Here is a 21,960-nt window from a genome sequence, read left to right as displayed (position 1 = left end):
TACTGTATATAAAAACAGTCAACCATGCCACAGGAAACTCGACCACCAAGCCAATGGCTCGCTGCGCGAGCCTGCGCTCTGCATCCCCGCCCTGAAGGACGGGGCTTCTCGCGCTTTCTGGTGATCGTCGCCCCGGGGCCGTGTCTGGCCCCGGCGCAGCAAGAGGCGGCCTGCGGGCCGCCTCTGTCGTTTCAGCGCTGTGGTTTCAGGCCGGAAACTCTTCCGTGTCGATCTCGGTCTGGGTGGCACCGTTGTAGCGCGCGCCGGCCATCGACCCCGGTCATGCCGCACTTGCTCGCCAGCGTGAAGCGGTGGCGGTGCGGTGCCAGCACCCGGCCGACCAGCTCCTCGTTGGCGCCGAAGCCGTACAGCGCCGCGGTATCGAAATGGTTCACGCCCAGATCGAGCGCGCGCAGCAGCAGGCCGGCCGCCGCCTCGGGCGCAGGCGGCACGCCATAGGCATGGCTGAGGTTCATGCAGCCCAGACCGATCGGCGCGACCTCGGCCGGGCCGAGGCGGCGCAGCGGGCCAGCCGCGAACCCGATCCGCCAGCAAGACCGGCGACTAGCAGCTATGCCGGCCCGGCATGCAAGGCCACAGGATCAGGCGCGCAGACTCAGGAAGAACGGCCCTGCACGACGGGCGGATGTGCCGACGGCGGCTGGTTCAGCAGGCACCAGTAGAGCTTGATCTGCGAGGTGACCTCGAGGAACTTGTCGAAGTCGACCGGCTTGACGATGTAGGAATTCGCCCCGTCGCCATAGGCCTGCGCGATGTCGCAGTCCTCGGCCGAGGAGGTCAGCACCACGATCGGCACGGTGCGCGCCAGGGCATGCTCGCGGTAGCGGCGCAGCACCTCCAGCCCGTCGACCTTGGGCAGCTTCAGATCGAGCAGCACCACCAGCGGCAGCGGTTCGCCAGCCTCCCAGCGCGCCAGCCAGGCCAGCGCCTCGGCGCCGTCGCGGGCAACCTCGAGCGGATTGACCAGCTGGCTGCGCGCGAAGGCGCGCCGGGTCAGGTCCAGATCGATCGGGTTGTCCTCGACCAGCAGGATGGCGCGGCGCACCGGCTCGCTCGAGATCATTGCGGCATCTCCAGATGGAAGACGGCACCACGGCCCGGCTCGCCCTGAGCCCAGACCCGGCCGCCCATGCGCTGCATCGCCTTGCGCACGATCGCCAGACCGATGCCGGTGCCGGGATAGGCCTCCGCGCGCTCCAGCCGCTGGAAGATCTCGAAGATCCGGTCGTGATACTGCATGTCGAAGCCGATGCCGTTGTCGTGGACAGAAAGCATAGCGCAGCCATCCTCGCCGTGGCTGACACGCAGCCGCACGCACGGCGGCTGGCTGCGGGCACTGAACTTCAGCGCGTTGTCGATCAGGTTGCGCAGCACCATCGCCAGGCCGTCGGCATCGGCACAGGCCATGACCGGCGTGTCCGGCACCTCGAGCTGCAGCACCCGCTCGAGACCCGGCCCCGAGCCCAGGCCGGGATCGTCGGCACGGCGCGCCTCGATCGCCCGCCGCGCCAGGTCGACCAGATCGACCTGGGTGCAGCGCACTTGACGCTGCTCGAGATGGCAGTAGGCCAGCAGGTCGTGGATCAGCTGGTTCATCTGGCCCGCGCCGTGGCGGATGCGCGCCACCAGATCGCGCGCGCCGTCGTCGAGCAGATCGCCATGCACCAGCTGCAGCATGCGGCTGTAGCCGTCGATGCCGCGCAGCGGCGCCTTCAGGTCATGCGAAACGGTGTAGGTGAAGGTGGCCAGCTCGCGGTTGGCGGTGGCCAGATCGGCGGTGCGCTCGGCCACCCGCTGCTCCAGCTCGGCATGGAAGCGCCGCATCCGGAACTCGAGCTCCTTCGCCTCGGTGATGTCGTAGCAGTAGCCGATGAAGCCGAGAAAGCGGCCCTGGCTGTCATGCCGAGGCGAGCCGTCGTCGCGGATCCAGCGGTGGCGACCGTCGGCGGCGCGCAGCCGGTACTCCATGCTGAAGCTGCGCTGCGCGACGAATGCCGCCTTGTAGGTCAGCAGGCAGCGCTCGATGTCCTCCAGATGAACGCCCTCGGTCCAGCCGCTGCCCAGCTCCTGGGCCAGGGTGCGGCCGGTGAAGTTCAGCCAGGGCTGGTTGAAGTAGTCGCAGCCCATGTCCAGGCCGGAGGTCCAGATCAGCGCCGAGCCCTGGTCGGCGAGGGTGCGGAAATGCTGCTCGCTCTCGCGCAGCTCCTGCTCGAGGCGGCGCTGCGACTCCAGCAGCTCGACCAGCGCCAGCCGCGCCTGCTCGGCCGCGACCAGCAGGCCGCGCGACTCGTCGGCCATGCCGGCATGCAGGTCGATCATGCGGTCGCTGTCCTTCCGCGCCTCGACCTGCTGGGCGGCGGTGATGCGCTCATCGAGCAGGCGCGAGACATGCCGGCCCAGCAGCTCGAGCATCTCCAGCTGCTCAGGCTCGAGCCGGCGCGGCCGGTGATCGAACACGCACAGCGCGCCGAGCCGCTCGCCGCTGGCCAGGCGCAGCGGCACGCCGGCGTAGAAGCGGTTGCGGTCGGCGGCCACCAGCGGGTTGTCGTGGAAGCGCGCGTCCTGGAAGGCATCCTCGCAGACCAGCGGCCCGTCCCCCAGCAGGGTGTGCGCGCAGGCCGAGATCGCCCGCGGCGTCTCGCTGACCGGCATGTTGATGCGCGACTTGAACCACTGCCGATGCCGGTCGACCAGCGTGATCGCCGCCGCCGGCGCGGCGCACAGCCGGGCGGCCAGCGCGGTCAGCTCGTCATAGAGCGGCTCGGCGGCGGTGTCGAGAATGGCGCAGCGCGCCAGCGCCTGCAGGCGCTGCTCCTCGTCGGTCGGGATCGGGGCAGGAATCATCGCGACGACACCTCCGCAAGAAATCGGCCCGGCGCTCAGCCCGGCAGCGAGCTGGCCGCCGCCGCCTGCGGCAGCCCGCGTGCCAGATCCGACAGCAGCCGGGTCGCCTGGCGCAGCAGCGGCGTGGGCCGCTGGCGTGACGACACCGCCCGGCACAGGATGCTGCGCAACCCCGGATCGAGAATCGGCCGCACCGCCAGCAGGTCCGCGCGGCCGGAAGCCGCCACCGCGCTGGCGGTCAGCACCGCCTGGCCGTAGTCGGCACAGACCAGATCGATGATCGCCGCGACGCTGGAGACCTCCCAGGCGATGTCGAGCTGCAGCCCGGCATGCATCGCACGGGTCTCGAGCAGGCGCCGGATCACATGGGCGCGCTCGGGCAGCACCAGCTTCGCATCGGCCAGCTCGGCCATCGACAGCGGCCCGCGCCCGGCCGGGGCCGGCGCATCGGCACGCTGCACCAGGCACAGCGGCTCCTCCAGCAGCGGCACGAACTCCAGACCCGGCTGGGCCTCCGGGTTGTAGAGCAGGCCCAGATCGACCCGGCCCGAGGTGATCCACTCGACGATATGGGTCGACAGCCCCTCGACGACCGCCAGACGGGCCCGGGGCATGCGGCGGCGAAAGCCGTCGATCAGCGGCAGCGTGAGCTGGCGGCCGATGGTCGGCGGCAGGCCGATGGTGATGCGGCCGACCGGCTCGTCGCGGTTGGAGGCCATGTCGGCGCGGGCCTCGCCGACGCGCTGCAGGATGGCCAGGCTGTGCTCGAGCAGGCGCTGGCCGGCCTCGGTCAGCGTCACGCCACGGCCGTTGCGCAGCAGCAGCGTCTCGCGCAGCTCGATCTCGAGCGCGCGCACCTGCCGGCTCAGCGCCGACTGCGCGATGCCGAGCACCACCGCGGCGCGGCTGAAGCTGCGCAGCTCGGCGACGTGCACGAAATAGTCCAGTTGTTTCAGATCCATGTCGGATCCGGAGTATGCCGCCCGATCAGTGCGAGCGCACGAACAGCATGACCCCGAAGATCGTCAGACCCATCAGCCGCAGCGTGTCGCGGCGCCAGTCGATGCTGAGCAGCGGCGCAGGCACCTGATGGGTCGGCATCGAGCGCACTGCGCAGTGCCAGGCGCCGATGCACAGCGCCAGCAGGAAGAACAGTGCCGGCCCGTAGGTGCGCGACAGGAACCAGGCGCAGGTCAGATAGCCCACCATCGACGAGCGCAGCAGCGAGGCCGTCTGCCAGGCCGGACTGCCCGCCGGCAGCTGATCGAGCGTGCGGTTCAGGCCCTTGAAGGTCAGCACGATCAGGCCCATCCAGACGAAGTAGCCCAGCAGGCCCAGCTCGGCGAAGCACAGCACGAAGGAGTTGTGCGCCGTCAGGTAGTTGTATTCGAGGTAGTTGCCGTAGCCCGCGCCGAACAGCGGATTGCGCTTGAGCAGATCCAGTCCGATCACCCAGGACTCGATGCGCTCCTCGGCCGACTTCTCCTTGCCGGAGAACTCCCGCCCGCCCGACATGTTTCCCAGCAGCTGCACCGCCACCATCGAGCCCAGCAGCAGCACCGTCCTGGTCGTGCCCAGGGCCTTGCGCACGCCGAAGAACAGCAGCGAGGCCAGCCCGAGCAGCGCACCACGCGACTGGGTCAGGAAGATCGCGTAGACCATGAGCGCACCGGGCGCGATCACCCGCACCAGATTGTTCAGCCGCCGGTCCGGCCGCCAGCCCGCGCCCCACAGCATCGGCAGCGTCATCACCAGCACCTGGGCAAAATCGTTCGGGTCGGCCAGGAAGCCCACGCTCTTGAGCCGCCACAGGAACCAGCCGGAATCGTCACGCGCCGGAATGACCGTCTTCAGATCCGGCATCGTCGACGGATCGTCGTTGTCATGCGCAGGCGCGGTCTGGCGCAGCACCAGCTTGTCCATGTTCTCGCCGGTGTGATAGGCCTGGATGCCGAAGACGCAGTTCAGCAGCATCGCCAGCACCACCGCGTTCATCGTCGACTTCAGCCGCTCCAGCGTGGTCAGGTTCAGCGCCGCCAGCAGGAACAGCATCGACGAGGTGCTGAAGTCGCTGATCGCCTCCATCGTGCCGCCCGGCCAGGGCGACAGCAGCTTGGACACGCCGATCAGCGCCCACAGCCCGAAGATCAGCTTGAAGTGGATCGGACGGGCACCCGCTTCCTTCTTCGCGGCTGCGGCGACCACCGAGGTGATCACCGCCAGCAGCCACAGCCACAGCATCGGGCGCAGCTCGCCCAGCTCGGGCATGAACAGCTCCACCGGCCGGAAGAAGGTCAGCAGGATGTAGGCCTGGAACAGCTTGAAACTCATGATCGGGCGATCTTAGGAAGATCACCCCAAGGTACTCGGGGGTATTCCGACCCGGACACAGAAACCGCGGCCAAAAGTGATTTCTCGATTCAGGCCCGGCTTTTGCCTCCGGGAATTTGAAATATCTGAAACAGGATTCATCCCGCGGACCTGCTACGCTCGCGACCCGTCCGCTACTGCCCGTTTTCACCGCTCCCCCGACGACCCGCCATGCACTTCGAAGACAACGAGACCCTGGAAGCCGCACGCGCACGCAACATCCGCGACGCGCTGCAAGAGGACATCGGCCGCTGCGACTGGACCGCCGAGCTGGTGCCGGCCGACCGCCGCGTGCAGGCCCGCGTGGTCGCCAAGGAGGACGGCGTGCTGTGCGGCCGCGACTGGTTCGATGGCTGCATGCACGGCTGCGATGCCTCGATCCGCGTCGACTGGGCGGTGGCCGAGGGCGCGCGCTTCACGGCCGGCACCGAGCTGTGCCGCATCGATGCGCCGGCACGCGCGCTGCTCAGCGCCGAGCGCTCGTCGCTGAACTTCCTGCAGATGCTCTCGGCGGTGGCCACCGTGACCCGCCAGCATGTCGACGCGATCGCCGGACTGAGCCCCAACCCGAACGGCTGCGTGGTGCTCGACACCCGCAAGACCCTGCCCGGCCTGCGCCAGGCGCAGAAGTACGCGGTGCGCGTCGGCGGCGGCGCCAACCAGCGCATGGCGCTGTGGCACGGCATCCTGATCAAGGAGAACCACATCGCCGCGGCCGGCGGCATCACCGCGGCGCTGAAGGCCGCGCAGGCGCTGGACTCGGGCGTGAGCATCCAGATCGAGGTCGAGAACCTCGCCGAGCTGGAGGAGGCGCTGGACGCCGGCGCCACCAGCGTGCTGATCGACGACTTCTCCTTCGACGACATGCGCGCAGCCGTGGCGCTGAACCGGGGCCGCGCGCTGCTGGAGGTCTCCGGCGGCGTCGACATGACGACCATCCGCGAGATCGCCGCCACCGGCGTCGACCGTGTCTCGATCGGCCGGCTCACCAAGGACGTGCGCGCCATCGACCTGTCGATGCGGGTGCTGCCGGCCGCGCGCGAGATCGCGCCGGGCCTGGTGGTGCGCGGCTTCGAGCCGCCGCTGCGGCTGAGCGACTTCCGCCTGATCGCGTTCGACATGGACTCGACGCTGATCAACATCGAGTGCATCGACGAGATCGCCGACGCGGTCGGCCGCAAGGCCGAGGTCGCCGCGATCACCGCCGCGGCGATGCGCGGCGAGATCACCGACTTCAAGGACAGCCTGCGCCGGCGCGTGGCGCTGCTGGCCGGCGTGCCGGTGTCGGCGCTGGAGGCGGTCTGGACCGAGCGGCTGCGCCTGAACCCCGGCGCCGAGACGCTGGTGCGCACCTGCCAGGCCGCCGGCCTGAAGATCGTGCTGGTCTCGGGCGGCTTCACCTTCTTCACCGACCGGCTGCGCGATCTGCTGCAGATCGACCACACCCGCAGCAACCTGCTCGAGGTCGACGCCGACGGACGCCTCACCGGCCGGGTGCTCGACCAGGACTGGGGCGACATCTGCGACGGCGAGGAAAAGCGCCGCACGGTGCTGGCCCTGTGCGCGCAGCACGGCATCGACCCGCGCCAGGCCATCGCGATGGGCGACGGCGCCAACGATCTGCCGATGATGGGCGCGGTCGGCCTGTCGGTGGCGCATCACGCCAAGCCGGCGGTGCGCGAGCGTGCGATGGTGGCGATCGAATCCGGCGGCCTGGACCGGCTGCTGGAGGTGGTGCGGCCCTGAGCGCGCCGACCTGGGTCAGCCGCGCCCGCCCAGGGTGGCCTGCACGCTGACCTCGTCGAGCCAGTCGTCGTAGTCCTGCAGGCTCAGGCCCAGCACATGCAGGGCCATCGCACCGCCGCGCTGCCACTCGACATGCTGGCGATGACGCGCGGCCGGCCGCACCGTCATGCGGTCGGCCACCAGGCCGAGCGCGACCAGCAGCCGCACACGGCAGGGCTGCTCCGGCGACGAGGGCTCGGGCGTCAGCACCCGGGCATCATGATGCCGCCCGACCGCGCCGGCCAGACCGGCGTCCAGCCCCCAGTGCAGCGCCAGGCGTTCGGCCACTTCGGCATGGTCGATGCCGTGGCGGCTGCGCTCGACCTCGGTGACCGGACGGTGCCCGAGATTGGCCTCGGCCAGCGTGACCCGATAGCTGGGCGACTGCAGCTCCAGCATCATCAGCGCCACTGCGCTGTCGCACAGCAGGCCGAAGCCCAGCGCCAGATCGGCGCTTTCGCCGCCATGCCGGCGGGCCAGCCAGGCCAGCACACGCGCCCGGTTGAGGCTGTGCTCCCAGAAGCCGGCCCAGGACGCGCAAGGACCGCCCGCGCCGTCTCGCTGCTGCGCCAGCGCACGCATCTGACCCACCAGCGCCAGCGTGCCGAACAGATCGACCGCACGGCGCACGCCGAAGGCGTCGACAGCCGCCTCGAAGGTGGAACGGCGCCCGCCCGGCGGCCCCAGGCCCAGCGAGATCGCGCACTGCATCAGCAGTGCGCAGCTCGGGGCGTCCAGCGCGGCCGCCAGACGGGACAGCGCGGCCGGGGCCTCGCTGCGCAGCTGCGACAGCAGCACCGGCGCTGCCGGCAGCGCCAGCCCCTGAACGGACCCGGCCGCCGCCGGCGGCAGCCCACCCGCCGCCTCGTCGGCAGCACTGTCGGGCCTGGCGATGGCGCACAGCAGGGTCTCGGTCATGCGCCCTATTTCGGCCCTGTTCGCCCTGTCTGTAAGCAGGGGTCCGTGCAGTCTGCACGGTGCACGGACTCCGGGTACGGTGCGGGGTTCGGGTACCGGACCCGGTTCAGGCGGGGCGCGCGCCCATCACCACGATGCCGTCGGCATCGGCGCAGATCCAGTCGCCGGGGCGCACCGTCACGCCCTGGATCTGCACCGGCTGGTCGAGCAGGCCGGGCTGGCGCCGCTCGGTGGGCAGCGGCATCAGCGCCAGCGCGCGAATGCCGACATCGCAGACCGCCAGCTCGGCCACATCGCGCACGCAGCCGTCGACGATGACGCCGGCCCAGCCGTTGCGCGCCGCCGCCGCGCCGATGTTGCCGCCCACCAGCGCGCGGCGCAGCGAGCCGGCACCGTCGACCACCAGCACCCGGCCCTCGCCCGGCCCCTCCAGCAGCGCCTTGACCGAGGTGTTGTCCTCGAAGCACTTGACGGTCACCGCGGTGCCGCTGAATGCGGCACGGCCGCCGAACTCGCGGAACACCGGCGGCAGCACGCGGAAGTCGCCGCTGGTGTCGCCCTTGAAACGGTCGCACAGGTCGCAGGTCGGGATCAGGTCGGTCGTCACGGAAGCTCTCCTCTCGAGTCTCGAGGCCGGGATGGTGAAAAGGTCCGCGACGATGCCACGCCGGGCTGACGGCACCCTGGCGCAGCGTCAGCCCGGCGTCAGGTCGGAATCGCCGGGTCCATCGCCGGGTCAGCAGGCGTCAGCGGATGCCGGCCGCCTCCAGGCTGGCGAGAAAGTCGTCGGCCTTCTGGAAACCGATCACCCGGCGCTCGGACTGCTCGCGCCCGGCCGCGTCGAAGAACAGGATGGCCGGCGGCCCGAACAGGCCGAAGCGGCGCAGCAGCTCGCGGTCGTCGGGATGGTTGGCGGTCACGTCCACCTGCAGCAGCAGCACGCCGGCCAGGCGCTCGCGCACCCGCGGGTCGGTGAAGGTGTAGCGTTCCATTTCCTTGCAGGACACGCACCAGTCGGCATAGAAGTCGAACATCACCGGCCGGCCGGCCTCGCGCACCGCCGTCTCCAGCTCGGCCAGCGTGCGCACCCGACGGAAATGCACCGGCTCGCCAGCGGGCACGCCGCCCAGGCCCAGATTCACGCCCAGATGCGCCAGCGGCGCCAGCGCATCGCGCCCGCCGCTGGCCGCGCCGCCCCACTGCGCCAGCGCCAGCAGCGCGCAGACCAGCGCCAGCGCCCGCACGGCCAGACCGCCGGATCCGGGCCGCGCCGCCCGCCACAGCACCCCGGCCAGCGCCAGCGCCAGCGCGCCCCAGCCGATCATCGCCACCACCGCCGGCAGCAGCGGCAGCACCATCCACAGCGCCACGCCCAGCAGCAGCACGCCGAAGACATGCTTGACCGACGCCATCCAGGCGCCGGCCTTCGGCAGCAGCGATCCGGCCGACAGGCCCACCAGCAGCAGCGGCACGCTCATGCCGATCGCCATCGAGAACAGCGCCAGCCCGCCCAGAACCACATCGCCGGTGCGGCTGATGTAGACCAGCGCGCCGGCCAGCGGCGCGGCCACGCAGGGCCCGACGATCAGCGCCGACAGCCCGCCCAGCAGGAAGACGCCGCCATGGCGCCCGCCACGCAGGCCGCTGCCGGCCTGGCTGAGACGCGACTGCAGCGCCGCCGGCATCTGCAGTTCGTAGAGCCCGAACATCGACAGCGACAGCAGCACCAGCAGCAGCGCGAAGCCGCCCAGCACCCAGGGCGTCTGCAGCACCGCGGCCAGCCCTTCGCCGGCCAGGCCGGCGGCCACGCCGAAGGCGGTATAGACCAGCGCCATGCCCAGCGCATAGGCCAGCGACAGGCCCAGGCCGCGCGCACGCGACACCGGCTCGCCCTGCCCGACGATGATCGACGACAGGATCGGCACCATCGGCAGCACGCAGGGCGTGAAGGACAGCAGCAGGCCGGCCAGCGCGAACACCGCCGCCACCGTCAGCAGGCTGCCCGAGCCCAGCGCGGCGGCGAAGCGGTCGCCGATCGCGCCACCCACGCCGCCGAGGCCCTGCGACCGATCGGTGCCCGGCAAGTCCTCCAGCGGCACCAGCGTTCCGTCCTCCTGCTCCGGCAGCAGCCGCACCGCCAGCGCCTGCAGACCGGCCGCACCGCCGTCCTTCAGCTCCAGCTGCAGGACCTGGCGCCGCGGCGGATAGCACAGCCCCTTGTCGGCGCAGCCCTGGCTGCCGAGCGTGATGCGCACCGGACCGCCCGGTGCGGCACGCGCCGCCTCCAGCAGCGGCCCCAGATCGACGCCGAAGGCCAGCCGGTCGTGGTAGACCTCCAGCTCCTTCTGGAAGGTCTCGTCGTACTTGCGTTCGCCCTGCGGCAGCGGCACGCCCGCCAGCGCCAGCCCGGCCGGCTCGGACTGCAGCGCCAGGCGTTCGCGGTACAGGTAGTAGCCGGGCGCGATGGTGTAGCGCACCCCCAGCGTGCGGGCGTCGAGCAGCTCGACCTCGAGACGGAAGGCGCGGTCAGGCTCGAGAAAGTCCTCGGCGCGCACCAGCGCGGGCAGCAGCAGCGCCAGCCCGAGCAGCGCAGACAGCAGCGCGCGCAGCGGCAGACGGAAAAGCATCAGGTCAGGCATGGACGGGGGCAGATCAGGGTCAGGAAACGGGGCACGGCCCGCAGTGTGCCCGGGAATGCAGGCCCGGCCCATGAAGGGACATGTCACCCAACACCTACACCATCACGAACGGGGTACCGGTGATTTTTTGTTCCCAATCGAATCACGCGAAGTCAAGAGGCCGATGCAACACAAAAGATTGCAGCATGAACTTTCACTCGGAATCAGCCAGCACAAGGTTTCAGGCACTAAAGTAGCGCCGTGCCGAAATCATCCATCGGAACCTCTTCGGACAGACATCGCACCCGGAAGACCCCCGAGAAGAACATGCTCAAGAGCCTCTTTGGCGACCTCACACCGCTGCGGGAGGCGGTCAGTCGCGCCAGTCGCCACAAGGACGACCCGGCGCCTGACCGTCAGGACGCGGACTTCATCTCGACGACCATCATGGATGTGGCCGACGAGCAGGACTGCATGCCCGCCGAGCCGCCCGCGGTCGATCCGCACCGCGACGAGCTGCTGGTCAAGGGCTCGCCCGCGCAGGCGATGCGCACCCATTTCGCCGGCAGCCGCAAGGACACCTTCGTCCGCCAGAAGCTCATCACCATCTGCGATCCGTCCCACATGTGGGCCGCGGCCGTCATCCGTGCGCTGGCCGACGCCAGCGGCCAGCCGATCGAGCGGCTGCACATGCGCGACCAGACCAGCCTGGCGCCGCTGGCCGACATCGAGCGCACCACGCTGCCGCGCCGCACCGACGACACGCTGAAGATCTACTACGCCGACATCCAGGCCGAGGGCCGCGATGCCGCCGAGGTGCAGATCGCGCTGATGGAGCGCTCCGACCTGTCGGTGGTGATCATCGGCCCGATGGCGCCGGCCGACATCGCCTCGATGCTCGAGGACATCCGCCAGGCCACCCACAGCCTGCACTGGCAGTGCCGCAACCTGCTGTTCATGCTGCCGGTCAGCTCGAGCGCGCTGATGCAGCGCATCCAGCAGCTCGACTGGCCCGACCAGGTGCGGGTCGAGGCGATCTGCGAATCGCTCACCAGCGCCAGCGTGGTCTGGAACCGCATGCTCGCGCACTGGCAGAAGCTGCGCACCGAGCAGGCCACGCCCAGCGCGCCGGCGTCGCTGACCAGCGCCAGCGCCCCGATGCCGCTGCCTGAACCGGCGCCGCTCGTCTCCTCGCCGACGCCCTCGATGGTGTTCGTCGGCCAGGCACCGACCACGCTGATGTCGCCGCTGGCGCCGCTGTCGCCACCGCCGGCCGCGCCGGTCAGCGACTTCGGCCCGGTCAGCGCGCCGATGAGCCTGCAGTCGGGCATCGAACCGCGCATCGACGCCCGGCGCGCCCGCGCGGTGCTCGACGAGCTGACGGTGCTCGACGGGCTGATCTTCGTCGCGCTGGTCAATGGCGCCACCGGCGCAGTGGTGGCCTGCCCCGCGCCCGGCCCCGACATCGACCGCGCCGCGCTGGCCGCCTCCGAGATCTGGAAGACGCACCGGCGCACGCTGCGGCAGCTCGGCCATTCGCGCCCGGGTGATCCGCTCGAGGAGATCCTGGTGACCGCCGGCAGCCGCTACCACATCCTGCGCACGCTGCGCGCCCATCCCGATCTGTTCATCCTGTCGGTGCTCGACAAGCTGCGCAGCAATCTCGCGATGACACGCTACCGCATCATGGAGGCCCAGCAGGTGCTGGTGTGATGTCGGTGCGACGCGAACTGCGCACCGGGGCCGCGCAGCCGGAGGCCCCGCCGCTCGACAGCCTGTTCCCACGCGAGGCCCCGATGCCGGGCGACTGCCTGGTGGCCTGGGATCCGCACGGCAGCTGGCCGGGCTTCAGCCTGCAGGCCCTGGCCCACGGCGCCGGCACCCGCCTGTCCGAGGTGGTGCTGCTGCACGAGAGCCAGCCCGAGACCCCGCTGGCCCTGCTGCGCGGCACCGTGCTGCCGACGCCGGAAGGCATCTGGCTGGGCGTGCTGCAGGTCGAGGCCTCGCCCGAGGATGCCCGCGCGCTCGGCCTGGCGCTGGATCTGCTGGCGCGCGCCGGCACCGCGCTGGTGCTGGCCGGCTCCCGCCGCGACAAGGACCTGGTGCGACGCATCCGCGAAGGCCTGCGTCCCGACCACTGGCGCGGCCCGGTGCTGCAGATGCTGGTGCCGACCGAGCCGCCCGGCCGCGGCGAGCCGCTTCGCCAGGCGCTGTGGCCGCGCGGCCTGAATGTCCGGGTGATCGAGCACCCCGGCAGCAGCGCCGATCCGGACTGGACCCGCCTGCTGCTGGCCCGGCTGCGCGCCACGACCGAGACCCCCATTTCCCCGCCCATGCCCGCCACGCCCGTCCAGACCGCCCCCATCGCCCCACCGATCAACCCACCGATCGCGACGTCCGAGCTGCCGCCGCTGCACGACGCGCCGCATGACGAACAGGACGATCCGGCCGGATCGCTGGACTTCTCGCGCGTGGAGCGCCTGCTGGAGCTGGCGGCGATGGGCCCGGGCGTGCTCGCTGCCGCGCTGGTGGAGAGCGGCTCGGCCGAGCTGCTGTCGCTGCAGGCCCTCACCGAGCGCGCCGCGGACCTGGCCGAGCGGGCCGCCCGTCAGGGCAGCGCGATGTGGCAGGCCGGTCTGGGGCCGGACGCGCCCAAGCCTGCGCAGGAGGCGCTGCAGGAGCTGCTCTGGTCCGATGCCGAGCATCACCATCTGATGCTGCCGATGCCGCAGCGCACCGACCTGCTGCTGCTGGTGTGCATCGACCGCCAGTTCGGCGATCTGTCGGCCTCGCGCTGGCAGGCGGCGGTGGCGCGCCATCAGGGCTGCTGAGTCTCGGCTAGGATCGCGCTCCAGACCGACGATCCAGACCGACCATGAACGGACTCCAATTCGACTACACCCGCCAGGACGCCAGCGGCCAGAGCTGCACCGCGCTGGCCTGGGCCAAGGCCCCCAAGCCGCTGACCCGCGACGAGCGCGCTCACCTGAAGGAGCGCGCCCGCATGCTGCTGAAGGAGCGCGGCGCGGTGCTGGTGGCCCACTACTACGTCGACGGCGATCTGCAGGACCTGGCGGTCGAGACCGGCGGCTGCGTGTCCGACTCGCTCGAGATGGCGCGCTTCGGCCGCGACCATGCCGCGCAGACCCTGATCGTGGCCGGCGTGCGCTTCATGGGCGAGAGCGCCAAGATCCTCAGTCCCGAGAAGCGGGTGCTGATGCCCGACCTGGACGCGACCTGCTCGCTCGACCTGGGCTGCCCGGCCGACCAGTTCGCCGCCTTCTGCGACGCGCACCCGGACCGCACCGTGGTGGTCTACGCCAACACCAGCGCCGCGGTGAAGGCCCGCGCCGACTGGATGGTCACCAGCTCCTGCGCGCTGTCCATCGTCGGCCACCTGCATGCGCAGGGCAAGAAGATCCTGTGGGCGCCGGACCGCCACCTCGGCAGCTATGTGCAGCGCCAGACCGGCGCCGACATGCTGATGTGGAGCGGCGACTGCATCGTGCACAACGAGTTCAAGGGCACCGAGCTGGAGCTGCTGCGCCAGGAGCATCCGCTGGCCAAGGTGCTGGTGCACCCCGAGTCGCCGCAGAGCGTCGTCGAGCAGGCCGACGTGGTCGGCTCGACCGCGCAGCTGCTCAAGGCGGTCATCGAGATGGACGCGCCCGAGTTCATCGTCGCCACCGACAACGGCATGTTCCACCGCATGAAGCAGGCCGCACCGACCAAGCGCCTGATCGAGGCGCCGACTGCCGGCAACAGCGCCACCTGCAAGAGCTGCGCGCACTGCCCGTGGATGGCGATGAACGCGCTGCAGGGCGTGATCGACTGCCTGGAGAAGGGCAGCGGCGAGATCCATGTCGAGGAGCCGGTGCGCTCGCAGGCGCTGGGCTGCATCGACCGCATGCTCGACTTCGTCAAGGCCAACCCGGCCGCGATCGCCAGGCCGGCCCAGGGCTTCGTGCCGAACATCGGCGCAGCCTGAGCCGGCGGCGCGGGCCGAAGCGGTTCAAGTCAGGTCCGGGCCGGGCCGATGAAGACGGATCCTGCATCCGACTTCACGACCCGACCTCCGACCTGGCCATGACGACGAACATCGACTTCACCTCGGTCCACAACCACTACGAGCGCCCGGTCTTCGACGCGGTCAGCCGACTGGCGCCGAACTATCCCTACCTCGAGGCCGACGCGCTGCCCGACGTGGCCTGCGTCGCGCTCAACCGGCTGGGCTCGCGCTACATCCGCCACACGGTGGACCTGAACTTCTACCTGACCGAAAAGGAACGCCTCGCGATCGAGCAGACGATCGGCGAGGCGGTGACCTACGCGTTCGAGTTCGTGCAGGCACGCATCGCGATGCGCGCCCGCCGCTGATCCGCGTTCAGACCGTTCTGGCGGTTCAGGCCGCAGCGCCCAGCGCGGCACCGGCCGGCGGCGGCTCGGCGGACTCGACCGCCACCGGACGGTGCCCGGCCGCGCCGTAGTGCGCGATGTAGACATAGCAGACCAGCGGCACCGCGAAGGACACCAGCAGGCCGACATGATCGGCCACCAGCGCCTGCAGCAGCGGCACGATCGCGCCGCCGACGATGGCCATGCACAGCAGGCCCGAGCCCCGGCTGGTCAGCGCGCCCAGACCTTCCAGCGCCAGCGAGAAGATGGTCGGGAACATCACCGAGTTCATCAGGCCGGTGGCCAGCAGCAGCCACATCGCCGCCGGGCCGCCCAGCGCGATCGCCGCGCCGATCAGCACCACATTGGCCGCCGCCACCAGCGCCAGCACCCGGCTGGCCTGGATGCGACGCATGATCGCGCTGCCGGCAAAGCGGCCCACCATCGCCGCGCCCCAGTACAGCGCCAGGTACTTGCCCGCCTGCACATGGTCCAGACCGGCGATCGAGGGATCGGCCATCAGGTTGATCAGGAAGCTGCCGATGCTGACCTCCGCGCCCACATAGGCAAAGATCGCCACCGCGCCCAGCACCAGATGGCGGTGCGCCATCAGGCGGCCGCGCTCGCCGGCCGGCAGGTCGCCGGGGCCGGCCTGCTCGGCGGCGCGCTCGATCTCGCGGGCGTCGGGCAGGCGGAACATTGCCATCACCAGCGCCAGCACGAACAGCGCCGCGGCCAGCGCCTGGTACGGGCCCTGCACGCTGTCACCGCCCTGCGCCGCCGAGGCGGCCTGATCGGCAGCGCCCAGGATCAGCACTGCGCCCAGCAAGGGGCCCAGCGTCGCGCCCAGCGAGTTGAAGGCCTGCGTCAGGTTCAGCCGGCTCGAGGCCGTCTCCGGACGGCCCAGCAGCGTCACATAGGGATTGGCCGCCACCTGCAGCAGCGTGATGCCCGCGGCCAGCACGAACAGCGCGCCCAGGAACAGCGGATAGGAGTGCAGGCTCTCGGCCGGACCGAACATCAGGCAGCCCACCGCGGCGATGCACAGCCCGGTGACGATGCCGCGCTGGTAGCCCAGGCGCTGCAGCAGCCGGCCCGCCGGCACCGAGACCAGGAAATAGGCCGCGAAGAAGCAGAACTGGATCAGCATCGCCTGCACATAGCTCAGCGAGAACATCGCCTTCAGGTGCGGGATGAGGATGTCGTTCAGCGAGGTGATCAGACCCCACATGAAGAACAGCGAGGTCAGGACCGTCAGCGGTCGGGTGTGCGTTTGCGGGCGTGAGCTGGACATGAAGATCGTTCCGGCCCTGCACGGACGTGGCAGGGCCCAGCGGCTGAAAGAAAGAATTAAGATTCTAGCCGCTTGTTGAACGAAATATTAATACCCGTTGAACGCCTGATTTCAATCCTTCCGCCGTCTCAGCCACACAGGCCGGTCGCCGAGGGCGGACGCGGCACCGAGGGCGACACCAGCCCCATGCCCAGCCCCGCCAGGCCGGCGCCGCGCCGGCTGCGCGCCGGACGCACCAGCACGGTCGGGAAGCTCACCGGCAGCGGGTCGGGAAAGTCGCGGCTGTAGTGCAGGCCGCGGCTCTCCTGGCGCATCAGCGCCGAACGCACGATCAGCTCGGCGCAGTCGACCAGGTTGCGCAGCTCCAGCAGGTCGCGGTCGACGCGGAAGTTGGCGTAGTAGTCGTCGATCTCGTCGCGCAGCAGCTGGATGCGGTGCAGCGCACGCTCCAGCCGCTTGGTGGTGCGCACGATGCCGACGTAGTTCCACATCAAGAGGCGCAGCTCGTCCCAGTTGTGCGCGATGACCACCTGCTCGTCGGCGTTGTGCACCTGGCTCTCGTCCCAGGCCGGCAGCAGCGGCTGCTCGGCGCGCGGCGCCGCGACGATGGTCTCGGCGCAGGTCTTGCCCAGCACCACGCACTCCAGCAGCGAGTTGCTCGCCAGCCGGTTGGCGCCGTGCAGGCCGGTGTAGGTGGTCTCGCCGACCGCGTAGAGGCCCGGCAGGTCGGTGCGCCCGTGCAGGTCGGTGACCACGCCGCCGCAGGTGTAGTGCGCCGCCGGCACCACCGGGATCGGCTGGCGCGCGATGTCGATGCCCAGGGCCAGGCAGCGCGCGTGAATGGTCGGGAAGTGTTCCTTCAGGAAGACCTCGCCCAGATGCGTCGCGTCCAGCCACACATGGTCCAGGCCGTGCTTCTTCATCTCGAAGTCGATCGCGCGGGCGACGATGTCGCGCGGTGCCAGCTCGCCGCGGGCGTCGTGCGCCGGCATGAAGCGGGTGCCGTCGGGCAGCTTCAGGTGCGCGCCCTCGCCGCGCAGCGCCTCGGTGATCAGGAAGCTGCGGTCCTGCGGGTGGTAGAGGCAGGTCGGGTGGAACTGGATGAACTCCATGTTCGCGGTCCGGCAGCCCGCGCGCCAGGCCATCGCGATGCCGTCGCCGGTGGCGGTGTCGGGATTGCTGGTGTAGCGGTAGACCTTGCCGACGCCGCCGCTGGCCAGCACCACCGCGCGGGTGGCGATCGTCTCGACCCGCTGGCTGTCGATGTCGAGCACATAGACGCCGTGGCAGCGCGGCGCCGCGTCGCTGTGCAGATGGCGCGGGGTGATGACGTCGATCGCCATCCAGCGCTCGCGCAGCTCGATGTTGGGATGGCGCGCCACCTCGGCCAGCAGCGCCTGGTGGATCGCAAAGCCGGTGGCATCGGCCGCATGCGCGATGCGGCGCACCGCGTGCCCGCCCTCGCGCGTGAGGTGCAGGCCCAGCGGGCCGTCCGGATCGGGCGAGAACGGCACGCCGCGCTCGACCAGCCACACGACGGCCTCGGCGCTGCGCTCGGCGATGAAGCGCGCGGTGTGCTCGTCGACCAGGCCCGCGCCGGCGTCCTGGGTGTCGCGCACATGGCTGTCGATGCTGTCGTCGCGCCCCAGCACGCCGACGATGCCGCCCTGGGCCCAGGCGGTGGCCGCCTCGCCGAGCTGGCGCTTGGCCAGCACGATCACGCGATGCGTGGCAGCCAGATGCAGGGCCACCGTCAAGCCGGCCAGGCCGGCCCCGACGATCACGACAGGCAGCGCATCAGGTTCGGAAGTGAAAGAATTGGAAGACATGCTGGCGCACGATATGAAATCAAGGCCCGGATGATAGGATGAGACGCGATCGTTCCACGCCGGCTCCTCCGCTTGTCCCGGCCGCGTGCCGCCACAGCGTTCCCTCCAGGAGACACCGGCCATGTTTTCGAGCTCAGGTCATCCATCGTCGCGCCCGCCTGTGGACGTGCGCGACGACGACGACCTCCATCAGACCCAGATCCAGCGCAGCGTGCGCGACTATCTCGACGAGCCGGCCGACATCGGCCGGGCGGTGGGCAACCACACCCGCGAGCTGTTCGTGTCCTGCGAGCCCGCCGAGGCGCTGCAGCAGCAGCTCGAGTTCCTGCGCCCGAGCTACATCGTGCTGCACGACATCGCCAGCCGCGGCGCGCGGCGCATGCTGCACGCGGTGGCTGCGGCCGCCGGCCAGCCGGTCGAGCGGCTGCATGTGCGCCGGCAGAGCTACGGCACCACGCTGGCGGGCATCGACCATGTCGACTGTCCCGGCAGCCAGGGCCGGCGGGTGCGGCTCTACAGCACCGACATCGACGCCGACAGCCCGACCCGCGCCGCGCTGACGCGGGTGCTGCTGTCGCGTGCGACGCTGGCGGTGGTGCTGGTGGGCGACCTGCCGCCGCATGCGCTGGGCGATGCGCTGCAGCCGCTGCGCGAGCTGCTCTTTCATCCGCAGTGGCAGTGCCGGCATCTGCAGCTGATGCCGCTGGCCGCCGGCAGCCATGCGGCGATGACCGGCCTGATCGCCGGCCTGGGGCTTGGCAGCGGGCTGGACTGCCGGCTGTCAGCGCCGGTCAGTCGGCCGGCCGAGGCCTGGACCCTGCTGGGCGAGCGCTGGAACCAGATCGAGCATGCGCGCCGCCCGGACGGCACCGGCGTGCTGCTGTCGCCCTTCCCGCCGGCCAGCGCCAGCAGCGCGCCGCAGCCGATGCCGCCGACCGGCGCCGATCGCCCGGCCCTGGCCGCCCAGGCCACGCCGATGGAGCGCTTCGCGCTGGAGCTGCATGCGCTCAGCGGCGTGCAGGCGGCCTGCGTGTTCGACATCGCCACCAGCCGGGTGATCGCGCATGCCGGCTCGGTCGCACGCGGGCCGGATCTGGCGCGGCGCGGCTCGCTGCTGCTGGCCGCCGGCAACAGCACCCGGCGCCAGCTGCAGATCCCGGGCCAGGCCGACGAGGTGCTGGTCATGGGCGGCACCGAGGCGCTGGGCGTGCGCACCCTGCTCTCCCAGCCCGGCCTGGCGATGCACCTGGTCTACAGCCCCACCCGCACCAGCTGGATGCAGCTGCGCCCGCGGCTGATGGCGCTGGATGCGGCGCTGCCGAGGGCGCCGGTGATCTGAAGCCGAGCCGGCCGCCGCGACCCAGATCACGGCCGCGGAGACGCTGCAGTGACGCGGTGATGTCGCCCGGCGGTGCGAGAGCAGACAATCTGCACCCGAATGCACCATCAAGACATTCAGGGGGAATCGACCGCATGGACATGGACCTGACCACGCTGTCCGAGCAGGACATCAGCACCCAGTTCGTCATTCCGGCGCTGCAGCAGGCCGGCTGGGATCTGCGGCGCCAGGTGCGCGAGCAGGTGAGCTTCACCAAGGGCCGCATCATCGTGCGCGGCCGGCTGCACACCCGTGGCAACGGGCGGCGCGCCGACATCGTGCTCTACCACCTGCCGAACCAGCCGATCGCGGTCATCGAGGTCAAGAAGGCCACGCTGGCGGTCGGCGCCGGCATGCAGCAGGCGCTGGACTATGCCGAATCGCTGCAGGTGCCCTTCGTCTTCTCGACCAACGGCCGCGGCTTCCTGTTCCATGACCGCAGCGGCACCGGCCACCCCGGCGACCGGATGGAGACGGAGCTGGGCCTGGACGCCTTTCCGACGCCGGAGGAGCTCTGGCGGCGCTGGTGCCAGTGGCGCGGCCTGGACAGCGAGCAGCAGGCGCGCGCCGTGGCGCCCTATCACGACGACGGCAGCGGCCGCGCGCCGCGCTACTACCAGCTCAACGCGATCAACCGCACCGTCGAGGCGGTGGCGCGCGGGCAGGGCCGCATCCTGCTGGTCATGGCCACCGGCACCGGCAAGACCTACACCGCCTTTCAGATCATCTGGCGGCTGTGGAAGAGCGGGCAGAAGAAGCGCATCCTCTTCCTGGCCGACCGCAACATCCTGGTCGACCAGACCCGCACCAACGACTTCAAGCCCTTCGGCGCGGCGATGACCAAGATCACCGGCCGCCGGATCGACAAGAGCTACGAGATCTACCTGTCGCTCTACCAGGCGGTCACCGGCACCGACGAGGCGAGCCACATCTACCGGCAGTTCTCGCCCGACTTCTTCGATCTGGTGGTGATCGACGAATGCCACCGCGGCAGCGCGGCCGAGGACTCGGCCTGGCGCGACATCCTCGACCACTTCCGAAGCGCCACCCACATCGGCCTGACCGCCACGCCCAAGGAGACGCGCGAGGTCTCCAGCCTGGGCTACTTCGGCGAGCCGGTCTACAGCTACAGCCTGAAGCAGGGCATCGACGACGGCTTCCTGGCGCCCTACAAGGTGGTGCGCGTCGACCTCGACCGCGACCTGCAGGGCTGGCGCCCGCCCCAGGGCCTGCTCGACCGCAACGGCCAGCGGGTCGAGGACCGCATCTACAACCTGAAGGACATGGACCGCAGCCTGGTGCTGGACGCGCGCACCGAGCTGGTGGCCCGGAAGATCACCGAGTTCCTGCAGGCCACCGACCCGATGCAGAAGACCATCGTGTTCTGCAGCGACATCGACCACGCCGAGCGCATGCGCCAGGCGCTGGTGAACCTGAACCCCGAGCAGGTCCGGCGCAACCGCAAGTACGTCATGCGCATCACCGGCGACGATGTCGAGGGCAAGGCCGAGCTGGACAGCTTCATCGACCCCGAGCAGCCGTGGCCGGTCATCGCCACCACCAGCAAGCTGATGACGACCGGCGTGGACGCACAGACCTGCAAGCTGATCGTGCTGGACCAGCACATCCAGTCGATGACCGAGTTCAAGCAGATCATCGGCCGGGGCACGCGGATCAACGAGGAGCACGGCAAGTTCTGGTTCACGATCCTGGACTTCAAGAAGGCGACCGAGCTGTTCGCCGATCCGGCCTTCGACGGCGAGCCGGTCACGGTCTTCGAGCCCGGCCCCGGCGATCCCGTCACGCCGCCGGACGAGCCGCCGGACACGCCGGACGGCAGCGCCCCGGCGGCGCCCTCCCCCTCGCCCGACGGCGTTTTCCCGGACGGCGGCGGTGATGGGGAGGGCGAAGGCCGCCGCGTCAAGTACCGCGTCGGCGCCGATCAGGTCAGCGTGCAGATCGTGGCCGAGCGGGTGCAGTACTACGGCGCCGACGGCCGGCTCGTCACCGAGAGCCTGCGCGACTACACCCGCTCGTGCGTCCAGAAGCGGTTCGCCTCGCTCGACGAGTTCCTGCGCCGCTGGAACGGCGCCGAACAGAAGAAGGCGGTCATCGACGAGCTGGCCGCGCAGGGCGTGATCTGGGAGGCGCTGCAGGAGGAGATCGGCGCGCGGGGCGGCCCGGCGCTCGACCCCTTCGATCTGGTCTGCCATGTCGCCTTCGGCCGACCGCCGCTGACCCGGCGCGAGCGCGCCGACAATGTGAGGAAGCGCGATCTGTTCGGCCGCTACGAGGGCATCGCGCGTCAGGTGCTGGAAGCCCTGCTCGACAAGTACGCCGACACCGGCATCGAGCCGATCGAGGACCGCAGAATCCTGACCCTCGATCCGTTCACCCGGCTGGGTGCGCCGGTGGAACTGCTCCAGGCCCTGGGCGGCCCGGCCGGCTTCAGGCGTGCGGTGCAGGAGCTGGAAACCCAGCTCTATGCCTGAACCTGATCCTGAGCGG

At 70.6% G+C, this 21,960-nt stretch carries 16 protein-coding genes and 2 pseudogenes; 8 read left to right on the top strand and 10 right to left on the bottom strand.

All coding sequences use genetic code 11. From position 1 onward, the window contains the following. Positions 1-269: 269 nt before the first annotated feature. The 5 genes and pseudogenes from NFT33_RS05040 to NFT33_RS05020 form a co-directional block, all read right to left on the bottom strand. Positions 270-524: pseudogene (locus NFT33_RS05040) on the bottom strand (aldo/keto reductase); the annotation flags it as partial. Positions 525-616: 92 nt separating this feature from the next. Next, a complete protein-coding gene (locus tag NFT33_RS05035) occupies positions 617-1,084 on the bottom strand; it encodes a response regulator (RefSeq protein WP_246607535.1) in 468 nt (155 codons plus the stop codon). Next, positions 1,081-2,865, bottom strand: a complete 1,785-nt coding sequence (locus NFT33_RS05030; protein WP_251673592.1) for a sensor histidine kinase — start codon at positions 2,863-2,865, stop codon at positions 1,081-1,083. The genes NFT33_RS05035 and NFT33_RS05030 overlap by 4 nt, the downstream gene beginning before the upstream one ends. A 35-nt stretch (positions 2,866-2,900) precedes the next feature. Beyond that, positions 2,901-3,827 (bottom strand): LysR family transcriptional regulator, encoded by a 927-nt coding sequence (locus NFT33_RS05025; protein ID WP_149503518.1) that lies wholly within the window; start codon positions 3,825-3,827, stop codon positions 2,901-2,903. Between the two features lie 25 nt (positions 3,828-3,852). Beyond that, a complete protein-coding gene (locus tag NFT33_RS05020) occupies positions 3,853-5,196 on the bottom strand; it encodes an O-antigen ligase family protein (protein ID WP_251673590.1) in 1,344 nt (447 codons plus the stop codon). Positions 5,197-5,406: 210 nt separating this feature from the next. On the opposite strand from NFT33_RS05020, the pseudogene nadC reads away from it, so the two are divergent. Beyond that, positions 5,407-6,264 (top strand): annotated as a pseudogene (gene nadC / locus NFT33_RS05015) (carboxylating nicotinate-nucleotide diphosphorylase); the annotation flags it as partial. Continuing rightward, on the top strand, positions 6,253-6,981 hold the full coding sequence (gene serB / locus NFT33_RS05010; RefSeq protein WP_220786543.1) for a phosphoserine phosphatase SerB: 729 nt from the start codon (positions 6,253-6,255) through the stop codon (positions 6,979-6,981). The pseudogene nadC and the gene serB, both read left to right, overlap by 12 nt. A 15-nt stretch (positions 6,982-6,996) precedes the next feature. On the opposite strand, the gene NFT33_RS05005 is transcribed toward serB, so the two are convergent. From NFT33_RS05005 to dsbD, 3 genes are all read right to left on the bottom strand, one after another. After that, positions 6,997-7,938 (bottom strand): HDOD domain-containing protein, encoded by a 942-nt coding sequence (locus NFT33_RS05005; RefSeq protein ID WP_251673588.1) that lies wholly within the window; start codon positions 7,936-7,938, stop codon positions 6,997-6,999. A 106-nt stretch (positions 7,939-8,044) separates the two neighbouring features. Beyond that, the gene (gene rraA / locus NFT33_RS05000) at positions 8,045-8,545 is read right to left on the bottom strand and encodes a ribonuclease E activity regulator RraA (protein ID WP_251673586.1); all 501 of its coding nucleotides are present in this window, start codon (positions 8,543-8,545) and stop codon (positions 8,045-8,047) included. 139 nt (positions 8,546-8,684) lie between these two features. Next, complete coding sequence (gene dsbD, locus NFT33_RS04995; RefSeq protein ID WP_251673584.1) at positions 8,685-10,577, bottom strand: protein-disulfide reductase DsbD; 1,893 nt, start codon at positions 10,575-10,577, stop codon at positions 8,685-8,687. Positions 10,578-10,883: 306 nt separating this feature from the next. Here dsbD and NFT33_RS04990 point away from each other — a divergent pair, with 306 nt between their 5' ends. The 4 genes from NFT33_RS04990 (at position 10,884) to NFT33_RS04975 (ending at position 14,933) form a co-directional block, all read left to right on the top strand. Next, the gene (locus tag NFT33_RS04990; RefSeq protein ID WP_251673582.1) at positions 10,884-12,269 is read left to right on the top strand and encodes a hypothetical protein; all 1,386 of its coding nucleotides are present in this window, start codon (positions 10,884-10,886) and stop codon (positions 12,267-12,269) included. Then, the gene (locus NFT33_RS04985; RefSeq protein WP_251673580.1) at positions 12,269-13,387 is read left to right on the top strand and encodes a hypothetical protein; all 1,119 of its coding nucleotides are present in this window, start codon (positions 12,269-12,271) and stop codon (positions 13,385-13,387) included. The genes NFT33_RS04990 and NFT33_RS04985 overlap by 1 nt, the downstream gene beginning before the upstream one ends. Before the next feature lie 44 nt (positions 13,388-13,431). After that, on the top strand, positions 13,432-14,544 hold the full coding sequence (gene nadA / locus NFT33_RS04980; RefSeq protein WP_251673578.1) for a quinolinate synthase NadA: 1,113 nt from the start codon (positions 13,432-13,434) through the stop codon (positions 14,542-14,544). A gap of 98 nt (positions 14,545-14,642) precedes the next feature. Continuing rightward, entirely contained in the window at positions 14,643-14,933 is a 291-nt protein-coding gene (locus tag NFT33_RS04975) for a late competence development ComFB family protein (RefSeq protein WP_037483003.1), read from the top strand. Positions 14,934-14,958: 25 nt separating this feature from the next. Here NFT33_RS04975 and NFT33_RS04970 read toward each other — a convergent pair whose 3' ends face one another. Both NFT33_RS04970 and nadB read right to left on the bottom strand, forming a co-directional pair. Then, complete coding sequence (locus NFT33_RS04970; RefSeq protein ID WP_251673576.1) at positions 14,959-16,245, bottom strand: sugar MFS transporter; 1,287 nt, start codon at positions 16,243-16,245, stop codon at positions 14,959-14,961. A gap of 128 nt (positions 16,246-16,373) precedes the next feature. After that, a complete protein-coding gene (gene nadB, locus NFT33_RS04965) occupies positions 16,374-18,074 on the bottom strand; it encodes an L-aspartate oxidase (RefSeq protein ID WP_251673574.1) in 1,701 nt (566 codons plus the stop codon). Positions 18,075-18,195: 121 nt separating this feature from the next. Between nadB and NFT33_RS04960 the strand changes: the two genes are divergently transcribed. Then, positions 18,196-19,413, top strand: coding sequence for a hypothetical protein (locus NFT33_RS04960; RefSeq protein ID WP_220786498.1), 1,218 nt, complete (start codon positions 18,196-18,198; stop codon positions 19,411-19,413). Between the two features lie 140 nt (positions 19,414-19,553). Further along, positions 19,554-21,944 carry an EcoAI/FtnUII family type I restriction enzme subunit R gene (gene hsdR / locus NFT33_RS04955; RefSeq protein ID WP_251673608.1) on the top strand — a complete coding sequence of 797 codons (2,391 nt, stop codon included), beginning with the start codon at positions 19,554-19,556 and terminating at the stop codon, positions 21,942-21,944. Positions 21,945-21,960: the final 16 nt, after the last annotated feature.

This window comes from Sphaerotilus sp. FB-3 (assembly GCF_023706025.1).
GTDB classification, from domain to species: domain Bacteria; phylum Pseudomonadota; class Gammaproteobacteria; order Burkholderiales; family Burkholderiaceae_C; genus Sphaerotilus; species Sphaerotilus sulfidivorans.
This window is presented reverse-complemented; position numbering and strand designations above follow the sequence as displayed.